Source organism: Bradyrhizobium sp. BR 10289 (genome assembly GCF_019455385.1).
In the GTDB taxonomy this organism is placed as follows: domain Bacteria; phylum Pseudomonadota; class Alphaproteobacteria; order Rhizobiales; family Xanthobacteraceae; genus Bradyrhizobium.
Genome location: NZ_JACOFR010000023.1, coordinates 1 through 16,568 on the forward strand (window position 1 = coordinate 1; position 16,568 = coordinate 16,568).

Below are 16,568 nucleotides of genomic sequence, written 5' to 3' on the forward strand. Positions count from 1 at the left end.
TCTGTGCCCTTCGTCGTCCGCGGCCGCTCCATTCCGGCCTGCGAGCCGCAAGGGCATCGCGATGCGCCCCCAAGATCTTTGTTAATACTGATCACATCCAGCGGCTTCGTTCCGCTCGCCCTCGGGAGTCGTCATGAGCAAGCGCGACGGGTCGATTCGTCCAAGCGGCTGGTCCCGTCCGGTGCTCGGAGAGACCGACTTCGATCTCGCCGAAGATGCGGACCTCGAGGAGCCCCCTGCCGGCGCCGACGCAGCACAATGTCTCGTCGACGCAGCGCTCGACGGAGCCGACGCGGCGGCCCTTCTGCAGCGGCTGATGACGGAGACCGGGCTTGCCATCATCGTGCGCGTTCCGAGCGCGTCTTGGGTCGAGCCCCTAGAACGGGCCTTCGAACGGATGGACCGTGGTCTGCGCATCTATGCGCGGGACGGCAGCAGCCGGACCATCCATAAGGCCGACGTAGGCAACCGCGAAGTGGGTGGCCACCTGTCGTCCGGCCGATCGGTCGTCGGAATCGCGAGCTCGGTCTCGATCCTGCCGACAGCGCTCGCCGCCGCCGCCGATGCCAGCATCGAGGTCAAGACTAGCGCTCGTGTCGTCGCCGATGCGGTGGCGCGCTTCGTCGGAGTTTCGTCTCCCGCCGAACACGTCGAGGGGCTCGGCTCTCTCGACTTCCACGACCTCGTCGCGGCCTTCCGCGTCGGTTCGACCGGAGCGGAGATTTACGCGCGTCTTCGCAAGGCCGCCTCGCGCCTCGGCCAGCCCCGCGGAGACCGACTTCCTCGCCTCGTCGACGCGATCGAATACGGCAGTGCCCGGGAATTTGGATTGGCTCTTGGCCGCGACTACGAGGACTACCTGGCCGGGCATGTCGATTTTAAGGAAATCCGCGGAAACTGCATTTTTGCCGGTCCCACGGGCCTCGGTAAAACGTTCTTCGCCCGCATTCTTGCGCGCCACCTCGGGATTCCGCTCATAGCAACGTCCATCTCAGAATCTTTCGCCACGTCGGCGGGATTTCTCGATTCTGTCATCAAATCCGTCAGGGACACGTTCGCTCGCGCAGAGGCCTGCGCCCCCTGCGCGCTGTTCTGGGACGAGATCGACGCGTTGCCGATGCGCGCCTCGCTGACCGACGGTCGTTCGTCCTCCTGGTGGACGCCCGTCGTGACGGAATTCCTGACGTTGCTCGATTCGGCCGTCTCCGGCGATCGCCCCGGCGTCTTCGTCTGGGCCGCCACGAATCATCCGCATCGCGTGGATCCGGCGCTCGCGCGGCCCGGGCGGTTGGATCGGACGATCCATTTCGCGGAGCCGGACGCGGCAGGCATCGCTTCGATCCTGCGTCACCAACTCGAGGGACAACTTTCGCAAGTCGACCTCGCGCCTCTCGCACAGATCGCAATCGGCCGCAGCCCCGCTGAACTCGCCGGCGCGGTCAGTCGCGCCAAATCCGTCGCCCGGCAAGCGCGGCGCCCGCTCGGCTACGACGATCTGGTCGAAGCCATGGCGCCGCGCGCCTCGTGGGACGCCGATACCCTGCGGCGGATTGCGGTGCACGAGGCGGGGCACGCGATCGTCTGTCTCACCCTCGGGATCGACGAAGTCGCCCTGGTCGATCTCGTCGGCAGTGCGGGTGCACTCGGGAGAACGGTCACGCGTCGGCGCGCAGGCGTGGAGACCCGCCCGACGATCGAACAGCGCGTTTGTGCCGAGCTCGGCGGAAGAGCCGCAGAGGTTGTGATCTATGCCGGCGACTGTTCGGCGAATGCGGCCAGCGATCTCGCGGCGGCCACGACCGCGATCGCGGGCCTCCACGCTTCGACCGGACTCGGCGCCGGGCTCGCCTATCTCGGCGACGAGCATGCCGCCGCGGCGCTGCTGCGCGTCGATCGGAACTTGCGCGATGCCGTCAACGCCGACCTAGCGCGTCTGCAGGCGCGGGCGGTCGACATCGTCCGCGCTCGTCGTGGCTCGCTGGAGGCGTTGGCCGAAGCTTTGATCGATCGGCGTCATCTGACCGGCGACGAGGTTCGCGCGATCGTCGCAAACGCACCAGGATAGACCGCTATCTCGGCCGAATCCTGACGCGGGCCGCCGTACACCTATGGAAACCTGCACGGAGCTTACCATGACGACGAATCCTTCGAACGACGCGCCGTCCACCGCCGTCATCCATCGCCCCTTCGGCGGCATCCTCAGCTATCGCCGCATCTCCGACGGCGCGAGCCGATCCGTCGTCCATGCCTTCTGCATGTCGGATCTGCCCCGCATCGCCGCGGCGGGGCTTTTGCATACCCCCGGCGCGTACGTCTTGACGGACGGCCGGACGGCCTATCTCGGAGAAAGCCGCCGACCCGCACGTCGTTTGTCGGAGCACGCGGCCGACTCGGCGAAAACGGAATTCGCCCGGGACGTCTACGTCATCAGTGGCTGCGATGGCGCACCGTTCGACAAGGCAATCTGCGTCGATTTTCAGTTTCGTTTGACCCGCTGCGCCGTGGAGGCGGGAGTGGTTTCCGTCTGGAAAGGCGCGGCGCCGCCCGAGCCGGATTTGACCGACGCGGAGCGCGCCACACACGATCGAATCTTCGTCGATGCGCTGCGTCTTCTGCACGACGCCGGCTGCAGAATCTTCCATCCGTCGGTCGACGCGGAAGCGATTAAGGCCGAAGACGCGCCCCCCGACGACGCCGCGGATTCCGAACCGATCGATATCGGGGTCAGCACGGTGCCGTCAGGCTCCGTGGAATTCGCCTTGAGGTACGGAGGCCTGTGGGCGCGCGGCTATCAGGTCGACGGGCGGTTCGTCGTGAGCGCCGGCAGCGAGGTGCGGCTGGCCACGAACGATTCCGTCCCGCCGTTGACCCGTACTCGACGCGCCGAACTCTTTGCCGCGGGGGTGTTGGAGCCCATCCCCGGAGTGGCCGACCGGCGCCGACTCACCGTCGCGGTTTCCTTCCCCTCGACCTCGATCGCCGCCAAAACCTTGGCGGGCGCCCACTCCGCCGGTCGTTGGGTGCCCCGCGATCCTCCGCGCCCGGTTCTGCTGACGTAGTCTGGCTTGCAGCTAGAAGCCTTGCTTGTCGCGCTGGCGTCTGCTGAAGCGACTGATGCAACGATCGAGGATGATTCAGATGGACGCAACGGAGCTCGAGCGCTTGGCGGAGATCTTGGAGGCTTCCGGGCGATACCGGATCCTTCGGCGCCTCGAGCCGCGCTCCGCCTACCACTCGCCGGACGGCACGGGGCTCCATCGCGGAATCTTTCTGGATACCGAAACCACGGGACTGGATCCCGCGCGCGACGAGATCATCGAGCTCGGCATGGCGCCGTTCGACTTCTCGTCCGACGGCCGCATCTTCGCGGTAGGAGAATCCTTCAGCCGGTTTCGCGATCCGGGTCGACCGGTGCCCGCCGCCGTCACGGCACTGACGGGGATCAGCGACGAAATGGTCGCCGGGCGATCGATCGAGCCTGCCGAGGTGACCGCGTTCCTGGGCGACGCGGTATTGGTCGTCGCGCACAATGCCGCCTTCGACAGACGCTTCGCCGAACGGTTCTGCGACTCCTTCGTCCGCGTGGCCTGGGCGTGCTCGTTGACCGAGATCCAATGGGCGGCAGAAGGATTCTCCGAGGGCACCAGACTTAGCCACCTCGCGGCAGCCTGTGGCTTCTTCCATGACGGACACCGCGCCGTGCACGACTGCCACGCGGGCCTGGAAATCCTTTCCCGCGCGCTTCCCCGCAGCGGGCGCCGCGCCCTCGACGTCCTGTTGGAATCCGCGAGAGCCCCGCGCTGGCGCATTCGCGCGATCGGAGCGCCGTTCGAGCTCCGCGAGATTCTGAAGTCGCACGGCTACCGCTGGGATCCGGGCGAGGACGGGCGGGACCAAGGCTTGGTTCATCGATGTCCGGGAAGAGGCGCTCGAGGACGAACGTAGCTTTCTAGTGCGCGAAATCTACCGAAGGGACCATGCGGAGATCGACGCCCGACGCCTCGACGCGTTCGATCGCTACTCGGATCGCGGCTGATCCCTCGGCACGATTTCCGATCCAAGAAGGACGGCGATGCCGCACGGTCGAACCTATCGAGCGCATCGGCGAAGGTGCGCGCTTCCCGCCGGAGCGATCGCGTACGAGCAAGAGTGACCTGCCGCGCATTTCCTGCCCTCGCTATGGAGGGCGAAGGACTGCCGACCCTGGCGGAGGTCGAACGATCAAAGCGCGTCGCAGCGCTCTAACCCACACATCACACCTTCGTTATCAAAAGGGTCATTTAGGGAAGTGCGCGACAACCGCTGAGGCGTTCGGCAGATCGGGCGACGCCGGCGCGAATCCTCATTTTTTAAGGATTCGAAATCGAGCCAACCGCGAGGCTTCAGTTTTAACGAGTCCTTGAAAAATCATCCAACCAAAAGCGGAGACCGAGGGCATGTCAACGAACAGTGGATCGGAGGGCGAGCGGCGAAAGCGATCTACAGGCGAGCCGCTAAACGGAGTTGCCCGGGGTGAAGTTCGAGATGCTGGGGGCAGAGGCGAGCAAGGATTCGATATTAGCGTTTCATCACTGCCCGACTGCTCGGAATTCGTTTTGTCTCTGGCGCGCGCGGCCGGAGTGCCCGAAGTGCTCTGCAAGGAAGTTTTTCAAGGATTCGCTGGACGTGCTTCGGTCGGAATGAACGAGGCCGCTAAGATCTTGAAAATGCACGTGAAGACGTTGCGCCTCCATGTGACGGACGGTACTATCAGTTACTTCCAAAAGGGTACTGGCACCGAACGCCCGCGCCGGATTTTCACGCCGAATGACCTGCTCCAGTTCTATGCGGGTCAGCACAGGCGTGTGATCGCGCGCGAAAATGCGCTCGCTCGTCGGCATCCTAACTTATAGCGAGGGCGAATGTCGGTCTATCTGCAGCCAGGTTGCACGATCTACCAGATCGATTTTTGGTACCGTCGAAAACGCTATTGCAAATCCTCCGGCTGCACATCTTATGCCGCCGCTAAGCGGGAGGAGAAGAAGTGGAAGGCTCAGCTGAGGGAGGCATCCCTACTGCCTTCATACGCGCGGCCGAAAGGTGGCAAGACATTCCACGAAGTGAGAAAGGACTATTTCGACCTTCATGGCAAACGCACGACGAATTCGCAGTCTTTAGAGGTGCAGTTGCAGGTCGCGGAGAACATCGTTGGGAAGGATACTCCCGTCTGCGAGATCACCGACCACCTCATGCTACAATTTCGCAAGCGGTTCGAAGAACTGCCGTCCGATCGGACGCGAACGCCCGGCAAGCGGCAGAACAGTTCGATCAACGATTTTATGCGGCTCATCAACCGCATGGTCAACTACACGATCGACATCATCAAGGAGAAGATCGAACGTCTGAATCCCGATAAGTGGCTTCTTCCCGAACCATGGAAAATGCGCGAACTCAGCGCCGCTGAAGAGAGCAGACTTGCGGAGGTGAGCAAGCCAGAGATCCGCCGCCTCTGGCAGTTCATCATCGAAACCGGTTTGCGCCGCAAGCCGGCGTGCGGATTGAAGTGGGATCAGGTCGACGAAGACGCGAGAAAGGTGACGGTCACCGAGAAAGGACAGAAGCCCCATGTCGTGCCGCTGTCAGACTACGCTCTAGAACTGTTGAAGGAGGTGAAAGGTCAACATCCGTCGTTCGTCTTCACTCTCGTGGCAAAAAGGAATTGCAACGGGAAGCATACCTCCTATCGGGAGGGCGATCGGATCGAGATCAAACCGGGATATTTCTGGAAACGATTCGACGCTGATCTCGTTCTCGCCCGCATCGACGACTTCACGGTGCATGATCTGCGGCACACCGCAGCCACGCGTCTGCTGCGGGTGTGCGGCAACATCGCTATCGTCCAGCGGTTTCTCGGCCACACGACGGACAAGGAGACGCGACGCTACCTACATATGGTGCAGGAGGATGTCGCGGCCGCCGTGCTGATGCGGGATATCGCGAGACTGCGGTCCAATATTGCCGTAGTGAGCGAGCTCGATGCTCTTCCATCGTTCCCCGCAGCCGTGAATCTGCGCCACATTCACCTTGCCCTCAATCTGCGTGATCAGCTCCAACACCGGCTGGCCAACTTGCGGCGGGCGGCAGCTTAACTTGGCGGTCGAACAGCTGCTTCCTTTCCAGAACTCCGCGGTGGAGGTCTCGCGGCTCGCCCCAGATGATGGCGCGACGCGAATAAAACCAGTCCGCATTGTACAGATGGCGCCGACGGCCAACCGTCGGCGCCATCTGCTTTCAGCCGAATAGGCCGAGGCCGCGCAAAGTTTTGCGGGCTTCCACGTTCTGGCCGCCGAGAGGTCGATTCTAACGAATATCGCGGATGCTCACGCCCGTGCCGATTTCTCACGCCAGCGTCGAGCGGAGTGGCTTCGCGGCCAACCGGCGTGAGATCGACACCCATTCCGCCCTGATAGTAGGGGCATAGAGGGTATTGGCATCGGTTGGACGCGTGGATTGAGGGCACCGGTTGTGCATCGACATCGGGCCAGTCAAGACAGAGGCGGGCAAGGCCTGTTGTTTGTCAGACATCATGCCGTCTCTAATCCACTGGGCTTGGTTGAAGTAGCGGGCCGGGCTCGCGGGGGCCGCCGGCACAAATGGGGCGCGTGTTGGCTCTCCGGCAACTGCATCGCTTGTTAGGCGGTCGTGGACGGAGGAGCCTTCCGGGAGTCACGGGCCATGACTCTTTGGGAGTCAGGTGGTTTGACTCGATGCAGATCTCAGCGCCCGGTAAGGATTGAGTATCTACAGCAACGTCCTTCTCCATTACGGGCGTGGCCGGCGGCGAGCCCAGTTTTCAACCCCGGAGTCAGGCTGCTTTCCCCTTCGGGACTTCTTCGGGACTCTCGATGCGCATCGGCTCCGTTTGTTCTCCAAAAGCCTTATAAACCGCGCATTTGCCAAGACTGAGCATTCTCGCTAACCGATTGGAGTACAGAAGCTATTTCTTCATATTCCATGCGGGTTCTCCGCATTTAATCCACCTGTCGCCATAGCTCTATTTGTAAAGCGACAGATCGGGAACGCCCGTCTGACGGGCGTTCCCGATGGCCTTCGGGATTTTCTCGGGACTCAGCGTTCCTCTGGAGGGCCTTCGGGAGCACCTTTCGTCAACCCTGATTACACTCCGGCTCCCGTCGTTAGCGCGCCGAAAAGCCGCCCGTCGTACACCTCGAACGAGCGCCGAAACAGCGCGAAGAAACCGCGGGGGCGGGTGGTGCGCCACGACACGAACGAACTGAAGGACAAGGTATTCCGGACCGCCGACGTGATTGCGCTCGAGAAGGGCGTGGCAGCGGTGGGCATCGACGGCGTTCACCGTCAGACGGGCGGAGGTCGACAGAGGGTCTCCAAATACGTCAAGGCCTGGAAGATGCGCCAGCAGGCACGGGCCGCCGAGATGCCCGACAGACTGCGGTTGATGGCCCGGCGCCTGGCCGAGGAGGCATGGATTCTCGCGCTCATCGCGCGCGGGGATGCAAAGCCTGAGACTTCGACCGCCGCCAGCGAGGTCACGAAGTCGGCGCGCCGGCCGGCCGCTGCCAGACCGCCCGAGACTGGGCGCCTCGTCGAAGACGTACCGCGCTCGCCTCGGAAGGCTGCCGGCGACCCGAGCAAACTCCTCAAGCCGGTCGTTTGGACCGGAGCCGAGAATCCGAAGTTCGCCGAGGTCACCGCGAGGGCTCTCGTCCGGGCCGGCTACCCCCTATACTCCCGAGACCTCGAAAGTGGCGAATATCCGCCGTCCACACTCGATCGCTACGCACCTGGAAAGCCCGGCCGGGCAATCTCCAGGGCGCTCAGAGGCTCGCGCATTCAGACGGAGAAGGATGGCAGCCTATGGTTCGAGGGAGTCCCGCGTCCGGCGAGGCCCAAGCGCAAGTCAATCTACAAGCGCGTCGATACGGATCTTTCCCGGCGAAGAGAGCTCTCTCCTGTCTTGGTTAGCAAAGCCGTCGCCTTCATCGCGAACTGCTACCCCGCCTCCGTGCACTTCACGCGGATCTGGGACCACGTCGATCCCCCGGACGGCTTCACCGAATCGTGGCTGAGGCACGCCCTACGGGATCGCGCGAAGCAGGCGGAGGCCGAGTTCAAGATGCTAGGCGAGGGCCGCTACATCGCGTCCGCCACCCCGAAGAGCGTCAGGCGCGGGAAAGGCGAGGGATAGGCCCCATCCGTTGGCCTCGCGCCCGGCAATCGATTTGGCGTCAACGCAATGATGCGCCGGGAGACAGATCGCGTGCTATCCCTCGGCCTTTGATACTTCCATAGCTTGGCGATCGGAATAGCCGACCCAGAACTGGTCGTCCGCCCCCCGGAATTCGATCCGCTTCCGTAGGTGCTCGACCCCGACCCTCGCGTCGGCGAAGTAGTCCGTCTTGTGGTCGTGCCCCACGATCACACAACGACCGATGAACTTAGCGCCGTCGTATCGCCACCACCAGTCGCAGGCGCGGTCTGTCTTTCCGGACAGCAGGTAATCGCTGCTCGGAAGTCGGATATGCCAGTCGTGCGGGCGGCCAAGCAAGCGGTCCGCGGCCGGCATGTGGGCAGCGATCACTTCTTCCTGGATGATGCCCAGCTTCGGGTCGATGACGATTGCGCGCACGCTGGCCGGCGGCGGTGGCTGCGCCGGCGGCGGCGGTTTGTCGACCGAGGTCCAGCGGATCATCGTGACGACGTCGGCGAGGGCGATGCGTGCGGAGGCGCGGTCGCCCCACTCGATCCGGCGACCGACAATCAGACCAGGGCCGACGATTGGGCGCGATCCGCCGATGGTGAAGGCCTCCCCGTGTTCTCGCACCGCCGTCAGCAATACGTCGCCCTTCGGAAGCTTCGCCGCCACCGCCGGCTTCTCGCCGAAGAAGTCACCGAACGAACACGTCTGGGGACCGACCTCAATTGCGGTGATCGACCGCGCGGTCGGATCGATCGAGATCGCTCTGATGCCTCGCATTGCCGCCTTCTCCTCGCTGATGATGGCACTCGCCCAGCTCTGGGCTAGGCATTCCAGTTGCCCACTTTAGTTGGCACAATGGAAGCTTCGGTCGTCGGCAACGGCCACAAATGCGGGGAAAACGATGCGATGGGAAGCTAACTCGTCAACAATCTCCCAGAGGTTGATGAGATGGAATTGCTCAATTGCAAAAACCGCGACGTCGGATACTCTCGGGCTTCCGTTCTATTGGGCCCAACGATGAAGCTATTCCACAGCGCCATTATGACTATCCTGGCTACGCTCTGCATCATAGTCGGCGCGTCCGCGAACGACACGACGATTCCCTGCGCAGCACCTCCTGACAAGGGGGCGAGCGTGGCTGTTCATCCCGGATCGCAGGTGAGCAAGACGCAGGATCGGCAGAGCGGTACATGCGTATTCTCGATCAATGGTGCCGTAGCAACGAGCCCGCCCGCACAACAAGTCATCAGCGCGGTGAACTTTTTGCGCGATCCGGATAGACCGATGTTGCGTGACTCGAAGTCGCTTTCATACTCGCTCGCGACTATCATGGCCGCATCGGCGCCCGTCAACGAAGTGCCCAACGACCTGATCAACCTGCTATCGAATTCCAGCGAGCGGCTGACAGCGTGCGTCACGAAATTCTTTTCTTCGGGAGGCGCGGGTGACACGGAACCACGGGACCCGGTGAATTCCGACACTGTCGTGTGCTTCGCGGCATCCGCGTACGAAGACGAACGCACGAAGCACGCGATTCTCGAGAAAGGCTCCATCGCGGCCGGTCTTCCGACCCTCGCCATCTCGGCAACGTGGGGCAACGGGCGCTTCGCGAGCACAGTCTTTCTACCCATCGTCACGCCCGGCCAACCTCGGCTATCCGCCCAGTAGGACATCATGAGCTTGCTCGGAAGCTTCGCGCAGAAGATCGGCGACAAGATCACCGAGACGATCGGGGGTAAGCTCGCCACGGCGATCAGCGCGGCGGTCATCGCGGCCCTCGGCTACGCGGGATTCTGGTTGTACAATCGAATGAACCCTGAGTTCACCTACGAAGCGACACCTTCATCGGGCGCATCGCATTTCGTCGGCCTCGCCAACGTTCTCAAGCAGATCGACAAGGACTCGCACGTCTACTGCAACGGTGGTTGGGATCAGCGCATCGCGAACTTTGCACTTCGCCGTTGCTACGATCTGACCTTTGTCCCCCAAATAGCCTATCTGACGTATGTTTGCTCGCCTGATCCGAGCGGACTAAAGGTGTCGACCTCGGACCAATTGACGGCGTTGCGTAGAATCGAAGGAAAATACGTTGGCTGCCTCGCGGTTTCGCAAGGCAAATCGGAAAACGACTACGTCATCCGGCCTGGACCACATTCGGTCGAAAGAACCGTTCAGTTCGGTACTGCCCCGGCGGATAAGAGCTTCTTCTGCGGCTGCAGCTCGGATGACGAGAAGGAGATAGCGACAACGATTGGCGCGACGATCCGATAACATAGGCGCCCCATCGACCGGTCATTCGAAATTCGGCAATGAGATAGCCGGCCGATGATGTCAGTGTGATAACGTCGCGCCGAATTCGATTTCAATTTGCTCTGACGGACTTGGGGAACACTATTCTTGCGGATCCGGACTACAGTCATCGAAGGATCGCTTGCCTTCCAGATGCGCCGGGCGGCGGCCGCGCGCGCGAACGACTGCGGCCTCCAGATTTTGACGCTGCCGCTGCTCGCTGCGCGCTTGGCGGGCGGATTTGCAACGCCCATCACGCCGGAGCGGCTGGACCTCGCCGTTCAGGATGCGCTCGCGGAGGGTGGCTTCCGCGATCTGGAGGGAGTTCGGCACCTCCCCGGCATGAGCCGGGCCGTTGCGCGGAGCCTGCGCAAGATCTGGGACGCGGACATAGATCTCCGCTCCGAGCACCACGCGGGGAACGACCGGCTCAAAGATCTGGCTCTGATCGAGGATCGCGTACGACGATCTCTGCCGGTCGCGATGCTGGCATCGCGTGATTTGCGCAATGCTGCTCTCGGACGGATTCAACACGCCGCGCGCACGATCGGACCGGTGAACCTCTCGAGCCTTTCCTTCATCGCACCTGTGTGGCGATCCTTGATCGAGGCGCTCGCGAGGGAGGTTCCGGTCGAATGGCACGCGCCCAAGTATGCCGAGACCGAATGGTTCACGGGCATAATCCTATGGCAAGCGAGGTCCGCCCGCGAGCCTACCATCTCCGCCGTCTCCTGTGCAGATCCGCATGATGAGGTCGTCGAGAGCCTTCGCTGGGCACGTCATTTGATCGTATCAGGAGCCGCGAAACCGCACGAAATCGCGATCGGGTCGGCCGGCACCATCGCCTGGGACGATCATTTCTGCGCGCTGGCCGCCGATGCCGGCCTGAGACTGCACTTCACGCATGGGATCCCCGCGCTGTCGACGCGTGACGGGCAACGATGTGCGGCGCTCGCCGACGTTCTGCTGCATGGTCTGAACCAGCAGCGCATACGACGCTTGATGTCCTTGTGTCGCGGCCAAGGCACGTCACTGGACGCACTGCCGGAACGATGGCTCGGCGCCGTCCCACGAGGGGCCACCTTGGCCCGCGTGGAGGACTGGCGACGCACGATTGCCGCTGCGGCGCTGAAGGATCCTTCCCTTCTCGGCACACAGGCGATCCTCCCTCTACTCGAAGTTCTAATGAAAGGGATTTCCGCCGCGCAGGAGGCGGCGCATCACTTCCTGCGCGGACGCGCACTGCAGCTTTGGGATGCTGCCCTGCGAAAAGCACCTACCGAGGCGATAGAGCTCTCGTTGGGCAATTCACGATTCTCATCCGAGAACGAAGCCGCCGATTCGATTGTCTGGTGTTCGGCGCGCGAGCTCGCCGCCGCGCCGCGCGCGTTCGTCCGTTTGCTGGGACTGACGGACCGGAGTTGGCCCCGACGTGACGGCGGCGATTCCATCGTGCCCGATCACGTGCTGTCGGCGGAGGAGTTCGACGTCGATCCGATCGCGCAGGCCGATCGCAGACACTTTCGCGTGATCCTCGAAGGCGCGTCGGCCGGCGTCGTGCTTTCGCGTAGCCGGCGTAGCGCGCAGGGCGCTCGGGTTGGTCGCAGTCCGCTGTTGCAGGACGTCACGGAAACCTATTTGTCGCGGGCGCGCATTCCCGAACATGCCTGGAGCGAATCGGACAGGCTGATGGCCCGTCCTAGCGACGCGGCGAAGACGCCCAGAATCGTTTCCGCCGATCAGTGTTGGCGCAATTGGCACCTCGGGCAGTTCACGCCGAACGACGGGCTCTTCGCTGCCGACCATCCGGTCGTCTTGAAGGCGATCGGTCGCGTGCAATCCCCGACGTCTTTGCGGCTGTTGCTACGCGACCCGCTCGGCTTCATCTGGCGCTACGGGCTTGGATGGAGCGTACCCCGCGATCGCGAACAGCCGCTCACGATCGCACCGGACGAGTTCGGCAAGCTCGTCCATGAGCTCCTGCGCCGAGCGGTCGACACGCTCGAACCCCACCCAGGCTATGCTCGTGCCTCCGACCCGGAAATCGAAGCTGCCCTGCAGGAAGCCGTGCGCACCGTGCGGGAAGACTGGCCTCTCGAGGGCCAGGTGCCTCCGTCTCTTCTATGGACCAACACGGTCGATTTTGCGGCTTCCATGGCGTCGGTCGGCCTGTTGCGCAAGGAGATCTCGGACACGGGTACCCGCAGCTGGACCGAAGTCCCCTTCGGCCAACCTGATGACTTCGCTGTCGAGCGGGAATTGCCGTGGGACCCGAAAATTCCCGTCTCGGTGCCGGGAACGCCGATCTCATTGCGCGGTACCATCGATCGGCTGGACTTGCGGAGCGACCGTTCGGCGGCCCGCGTGACCGACTACAAGACTAGCGCTCCTCCCAAGAACGCCGGCCGCATCGTGATCGGGGGCGGCTCGGAGCTGCAACGTGCCTTGTACTCGCTCGCCTGCCGTCAATTGCTGGAGGATCCGCGAATCGTCGCTAGGTTGTTCTATCTCGGCGGCGAGACCATGGTTCTCAGGCTTAACGATATCGACGCGGCGATCGAGCAAATCGCTGACTTCGTCAACGCTGCCGTCGAAATGCTCAGCCGCGGCGTTGCCGTACATGGCCGATCTTCCTTCGACGCGTCGAACGATCTTCGATTGGCTCTCCCGGCGTCTCCAGGCTATGGTCGACGCAAGCTCGTCGCCTATAATAGAGCGAGCGAGAAACTGGCGCGCTTCTGGAGCGCTCCATGACGGGCACGATCGACGACTTCGCCCGCAAGCGAGCGCTCACCGAACTGGATTCATGTCTATTGGTCGAATCCGCCGCAGGCACGGGCAAGACATCTCTTTTGGCCGGCCGTGTCGTCCTGCTGCTTGCCGCTGGCACGGATCCCCGATCGATTGCTGCAATCACCTTCACCGAGCTCGCGGCCGGCGAGTTGCGTCAGCGCATCGCCTGGTATTTGGAACGTATCCTCTCCGGGCACGTGCCCTACGAACTCCGATTGGGCCTGCCGAATGGGCCGACGGACAATCAGCGATTGGCACTGCAAGCGGCTTCTGAGCGACTCGACGAACTAACGTGCGGAACGATCCACGGCTTTTGCCATGACCTGCTGCGCGCCTATTCCGTTGAAGCCGGGATCGACCCGGGCGCCGAAGTGCTGGACGGCGATCAGGCCGATCTTGCCTTCGACTCCATCTTCGACGCTTGGTTTCGGTCTCGCCTCGATTCGACGGCGGCCACAGTTGACGACCCTATCGTCTCGGTGGCTCGGAGAGACCCCATCGGCGCCGAGGAGCTCCTGCGGAGTTTCGCACGCTTCCGTCGACGTTATCGCGGTGCGCGGCCGCTGACTTCCGATCTGGACGCGAGCGCCGACGTCGACTTCTCTGAGAGCGTCCGCGAGTTCCGTCGATGGTGCGACCACATCGACGTTCCTCCGGAAGCGGATTCCGACATCGTCGCTCTTGAGACTTTGGTCAGCCACTTCAGCGGAAGCTTCGATCCTCGGCCCGCCTTCGAAAGGCTCTGGACATTGGCGCACCCGGCATGGCTGCCGATCATGCGCAAGGGCTCCTTCGATCTTCGCGACTATAAGCGGCGCGGCATTTGGCGAAAGGTTGCCGGCCGCGAAGCCGGCGATCGCCTCGCTGATCAGGCAGAGGAACACTATGCGCGCTGCCGAAGGACATACAGCGCGCTGATGGGTCGAATTGCTACCGCCATCATCGGCTCCTTCTCCTCGGAGATTGACGAGGTGCTCGAGCAATACGCGACTTTCAAACGCCGCGCCGCCGTTTTGGATTTCGACGACCTACTGTTCACGTGCCGGGGCGTGTTACGCGACTATCCTCTCGTTCGGAAAACCGCCGGCGAGCGCTTCTCCCGGATCCTGGTCGACGAATTTCAGGACACGGATCCGACGCAGGCCGAAACGTTGTTCCTGCTATGCGGTTCCGAGGAGCACTCGCCGCACTGGCAGCAGAGACTGTTACGACCCGGGTCTCTCTTTCTAGTCGGAGATCCGAAGCAGGCGATCTACCGATTCAGGGGTGCGGATCTCGCGACGTACCTGACGGTACGGCGGGCCATCGAGGCACGGTTTCCCGACAATGTTCTCCGGGTCACGGCCAACTTCCGTTCCCGCGGCCAGATAGTCGAGCACATCAACCGGTGCTTCGAGGAACGCCTTGGCTCTCAGGAAGCAGGCTATGTCGCCCTTCGGAGCACGCGGACCGAAGCCGCGCAGGGCTTGCCTTGCGTAGCCAAAGTGTCGGTACGGCTTCCCCCTGAGACACGCGTTGACGGCTCGCGAGACGAAGAAGCCCGCGTGGTAGCCGAAGTGTGCACGCGACTGATCGGCAACGTCGAACTGAAGCTCAACGACGGCGTGACCAGGCGCCTCGGTCCGGGCGACATCGCGCTCCTCGCGCCCGTCTCGACCGATCTCTGGAGATATGAGAGAGCGCTGGAGGAAGCCGGCCTGCCGTTCGCGTCGCAGGCGGGTAAGAACCTGTTCAAACGACAGGAAGCGCAGGATCTGGTGGCTTTGATCCGTACCTTGGCCGACCCGCGCGATACCCTGGCGCTTGGTGCACTCATGCGCGGCCCCCTGGTCGGTCTGACCGAGCAAGAGCTGCTGGACATCACGGCAAGCTTAACGACGCCGTACGAACGGGAGAAGATCGTCGGGCTCTCCTTGTGGACCGACCCGACGGCCATCGATCATCCGATCGCGCGAGAGGTGCTGACCGTACTGCAAGACCTCCGAACTCGGGTCAACGGAACCACGCCCTCGTTGATCCTGGCCGAGGCGATCGAACGGCTGCGCATCCGAGGCATTGTCGCGGCCCGCAGCGCCGATCAAGCCGCAAGATCGCTCGCAAACCTCGATGGGCTCGTGGAGCGGGCACGTCGCTATCGCGTCCGCGGTTTCGTTCAGTTCGCCCGGGACATAGACGACGAGTGGTTGCGCGGACAGGCTTCGCCCGAAGGCATGGTCGAGGCGGACGGACAGTCCATTGAAATCGTCACGGTTCACAGCTCCAAAGGCCTCGAATGGCCGGTCGTCATTCCGATCAACCGCGCGTCGATGCCCCGCAGAGCCGAAGCGTTCGTCTATCGCCGCGCCGACGAGAGTCTACATTGGGCGCTGGGTCAGGTCGTGCCGCCCAGTCTCGGAGACGCCCTGCTCGCGGAGGAGACAGAGAAGCGGAACGAGAATCTGCGGCTTCTATATGTGGCTTGCACGCGGGCGATGGAGACGCTGATCATACCGGATTTCACTTGGAGCAACGACGCCTCCTGGGCGAAGCTCTTGGACTTCAGATTAGACACGATCCCAGAGCTGAACATCTCAGGCCTTGCTCGCTCCGAGATCGTCGCACCGGTCTCGGCGATAAATCTGCAGAGCGCGGAAATCTTCGCTGAGGAGCAAGCGCGACTCGAGAACACGCCGCAGATCCGCTGGATCTCTCCGAGCGACGGCGATCCCGATGTGATCGCGGAACCGCTCGCATCCGAATTGAGCGACGATGGACCGCTTGGCCTCCTCACGAATGTCGAGGGCGGGCGAATCCGGGGCATTCTTCTGCACAAATTAATGGAAGAACTGATCACCGGTGAACTTGAGGAGAGCCTGGCGACGGTGGCCTCGAGGGCAGTAGAGCTGGGCGATCAACTCCTCTCCACCTCGTCATCCACCGCACGCCTGGATGCGGGCGAACTTGCGGATACGGCCATCAAGACCCTTTGGCTGCCGGACCTCGCACCTTTTCGAAGCCAACTCTTGGCGGAGGTCCCGATCCATTCCTCCGTCTCCGCCGACTCCGATCACTTGATCGCTGGTCGGGCTGATGCGATCGCCAAAGGGGACGACGGCGGCACGGTCGTCTTCGATTGGAAGAGCGATGTCGCTCCCAAGGACGTCGACCGAGCGGCATACCGGCAGCAGCTCGGCCAATACCTTCATGCGACCGGGGCAGAGCGCGGAGCCATCGTCTACATGACGTCCGGCCAAATCGATTGGGTCACTCTTCCCCCACGATAGGCGCG

General features: G+C 62.8%; 11 protein-coding genes. 10 read left to right on the plus strand and 1 reads right to left on the minus strand.

Annotated features, from left to right (window positions below; all coding sequences use genetic code 11):
* The first annotated feature begins 133 nt into the window (after window positions 1–133).
* The 6 genes from HYH08_RS29165 to HYH08_RS29190 all read left to right on the plus strand — a co-directional run bounded on the left by HYH08_RS29165 (window position 134) and on the right by HYH08_RS29190 (window position 8,206).
* A complete protein-coding gene (locus tag HYH08_RS29165; protein ID WP_220013281.1) occupies window positions 134–2,065 on the plus strand; it encodes an AAA family ATPase in 1,932 nt (643 codons plus the stop codon).
* 67 nt (window positions 2,066–2,132) lie between these two features.
* Complete coding sequence (locus HYH08_RS29170; RefSeq protein ID WP_228748142.1) at window positions 2,133–3,059, plus strand: DUF4357 domain-containing protein; 927 nt, start codon at window positions 2,133–2,135, stop codon at window positions 3,057–3,059.
* Between the two features lie 79 nt (window positions 3,060–3,138).
* Window positions 3,139–3,945, plus strand: coding sequence for a 3'-5' exonuclease (locus tag HYH08_RS29175; RefSeq protein ID WP_349631467.1), 807 nt, complete (start codon window positions 3,139–3,141; stop codon window positions 3,943–3,945).
* 491 nt (window positions 3,946–4,436) lie between these two features.
* Window positions 4,437–4,892 (plus strand): helix-turn-helix domain-containing protein, encoded by a 456-nt coding sequence (locus HYH08_RS29180; protein WP_220013283.1) that lies wholly within the window; start codon window positions 4,437–4,439, stop codon window positions 4,890–4,892.
* Window positions 4,893–4,901: 9 nt separating this feature from the next.
* Complete coding sequence (locus HYH08_RS29185) at window positions 4,902–6,128, plus strand: tyrosine-type recombinase/integrase (RefSeq protein WP_220013284.1); 1,227 nt, start codon at window positions 4,902–4,904, stop codon at window positions 6,126–6,128.
* A 1,124-nt stretch (window positions 6,129–7,252) separates the two neighbouring features.
* Window positions 7,253–8,206, plus strand: coding sequence for a hypothetical protein (locus HYH08_RS29190; protein ID WP_220013285.1), 954 nt, complete (start codon window positions 7,253–7,255; stop codon window positions 8,204–8,206).
* 75 nt (window positions 8,207–8,281) lie between these two features.
* On the opposite strand, the gene HYH08_RS29195 is transcribed toward HYH08_RS29190, so the two are convergent.
* Complete coding sequence (locus tag HYH08_RS29195) at window positions 8,282–8,995, minus strand: hypothetical protein (RefSeq protein WP_220013286.1); 714 nt, start codon at window positions 8,993–8,995, stop codon at window positions 8,282–8,284.
* A gap of 171 nt (window positions 8,996–9,166) precedes the next feature.
* On the opposite strand from HYH08_RS29195, the gene HYH08_RS29200 reads away from it, so the two are divergent.
* From HYH08_RS29200 to HYH08_RS29215, 4 genes are all read left to right on the plus strand, one after another.
* Entirely contained in the window at window positions 9,167–9,886 is a 720-nt protein-coding gene (locus HYH08_RS29200; protein WP_220013287.1) for a hypothetical protein, read from the plus strand.
* A 6-nt stretch (window positions 9,887–9,892) separates the two neighbouring features.
* Entirely contained in the window at window positions 9,893–10,489 is a 597-nt protein-coding gene (locus HYH08_RS29205; protein WP_220013288.1) for a hypothetical protein, read from the plus strand.
* Between the two features lie 126 nt (window positions 10,490–10,615).
* On the plus strand, window positions 10,616–13,261 hold the full coding sequence (locus HYH08_RS29210; RefSeq protein WP_220013289.1) for a PD-(D/E)XK nuclease family protein: 2,646 nt from the start codon (window positions 10,616–10,618) through the stop codon (window positions 13,259–13,261).
* Entirely contained in the window at window positions 13,258–16,563 is a 3,306-nt protein-coding gene (locus tag HYH08_RS29215) for a UvrD-helicase domain-containing protein (RefSeq protein WP_220013290.1), read from the plus strand. The genes HYH08_RS29210 and HYH08_RS29215 overlap by 4 nt, the downstream gene beginning before the upstream one ends.
* Window positions 16,564–16,568: the final 5 nt, after the last annotated feature.

Bases quoted from the DNA above. Each gene is read 5' to 3' on its own strand.
- HYH08_RS29165 (WP_220013281.1), top strand. From the start codon at position 134: ATGAGCAAGCGCGACGGGTCGATTCGTCCAAGCGGCTGGTCCCGTCCG.
- HYH08_RS29170 (WP_228748142.1), top strand. From the start codon at position 2,133: ATGACGACGAATCCTTCGAACGACGCGCCGTCCACCGCCGTCATCCAT.
- HYH08_RS29175 (WP_349631467.1), top strand. From the start codon at position 3,139: ATGGACGCAACGGAGCTCGAGCGCTTGGCGGAGATCTTGGAGGCTTCC.
- HYH08_RS29180 (WP_220013283.1), top strand. From the start codon at position 4,437: ATGTCAACGAACAGTGGATCGGAGGGCGAGCGGCGAAAGCGATCTACA.
- HYH08_RS29185 (WP_220013284.1), top strand. From the start codon at position 4,902: ATGTCGGTCTATCTGCAGCCAGGTTGCACGATCTACCAGATCGATTTT.
- HYH08_RS29195 (WP_220013286.1), bottom strand. From the start codon at position 8,995: ATGCGAGGCATCAGAGCGATCTCGATCGATCCGACCGCGCGGTCGATC.
- HYH08_RS29200 (WP_220013287.1), top strand. From the start codon at position 9,167: ATGGAATTGCTCAATTGCAAAAACCGCGACGTCGGATACTCTCGGGCT.
- HYH08_RS29205 (WP_220013288.1), top strand. From the start codon at position 9,893: ATGAGCTTGCTCGGAAGCTTCGCGCAGAAGATCGGCGACAAGATCACC.
- HYH08_RS29215 (WP_220013290.1), top strand. From the start codon at position 13,258: ATGACGGGCACGATCGACGACTTCGCCCGCAAGCGAGCGCTCACCGAA.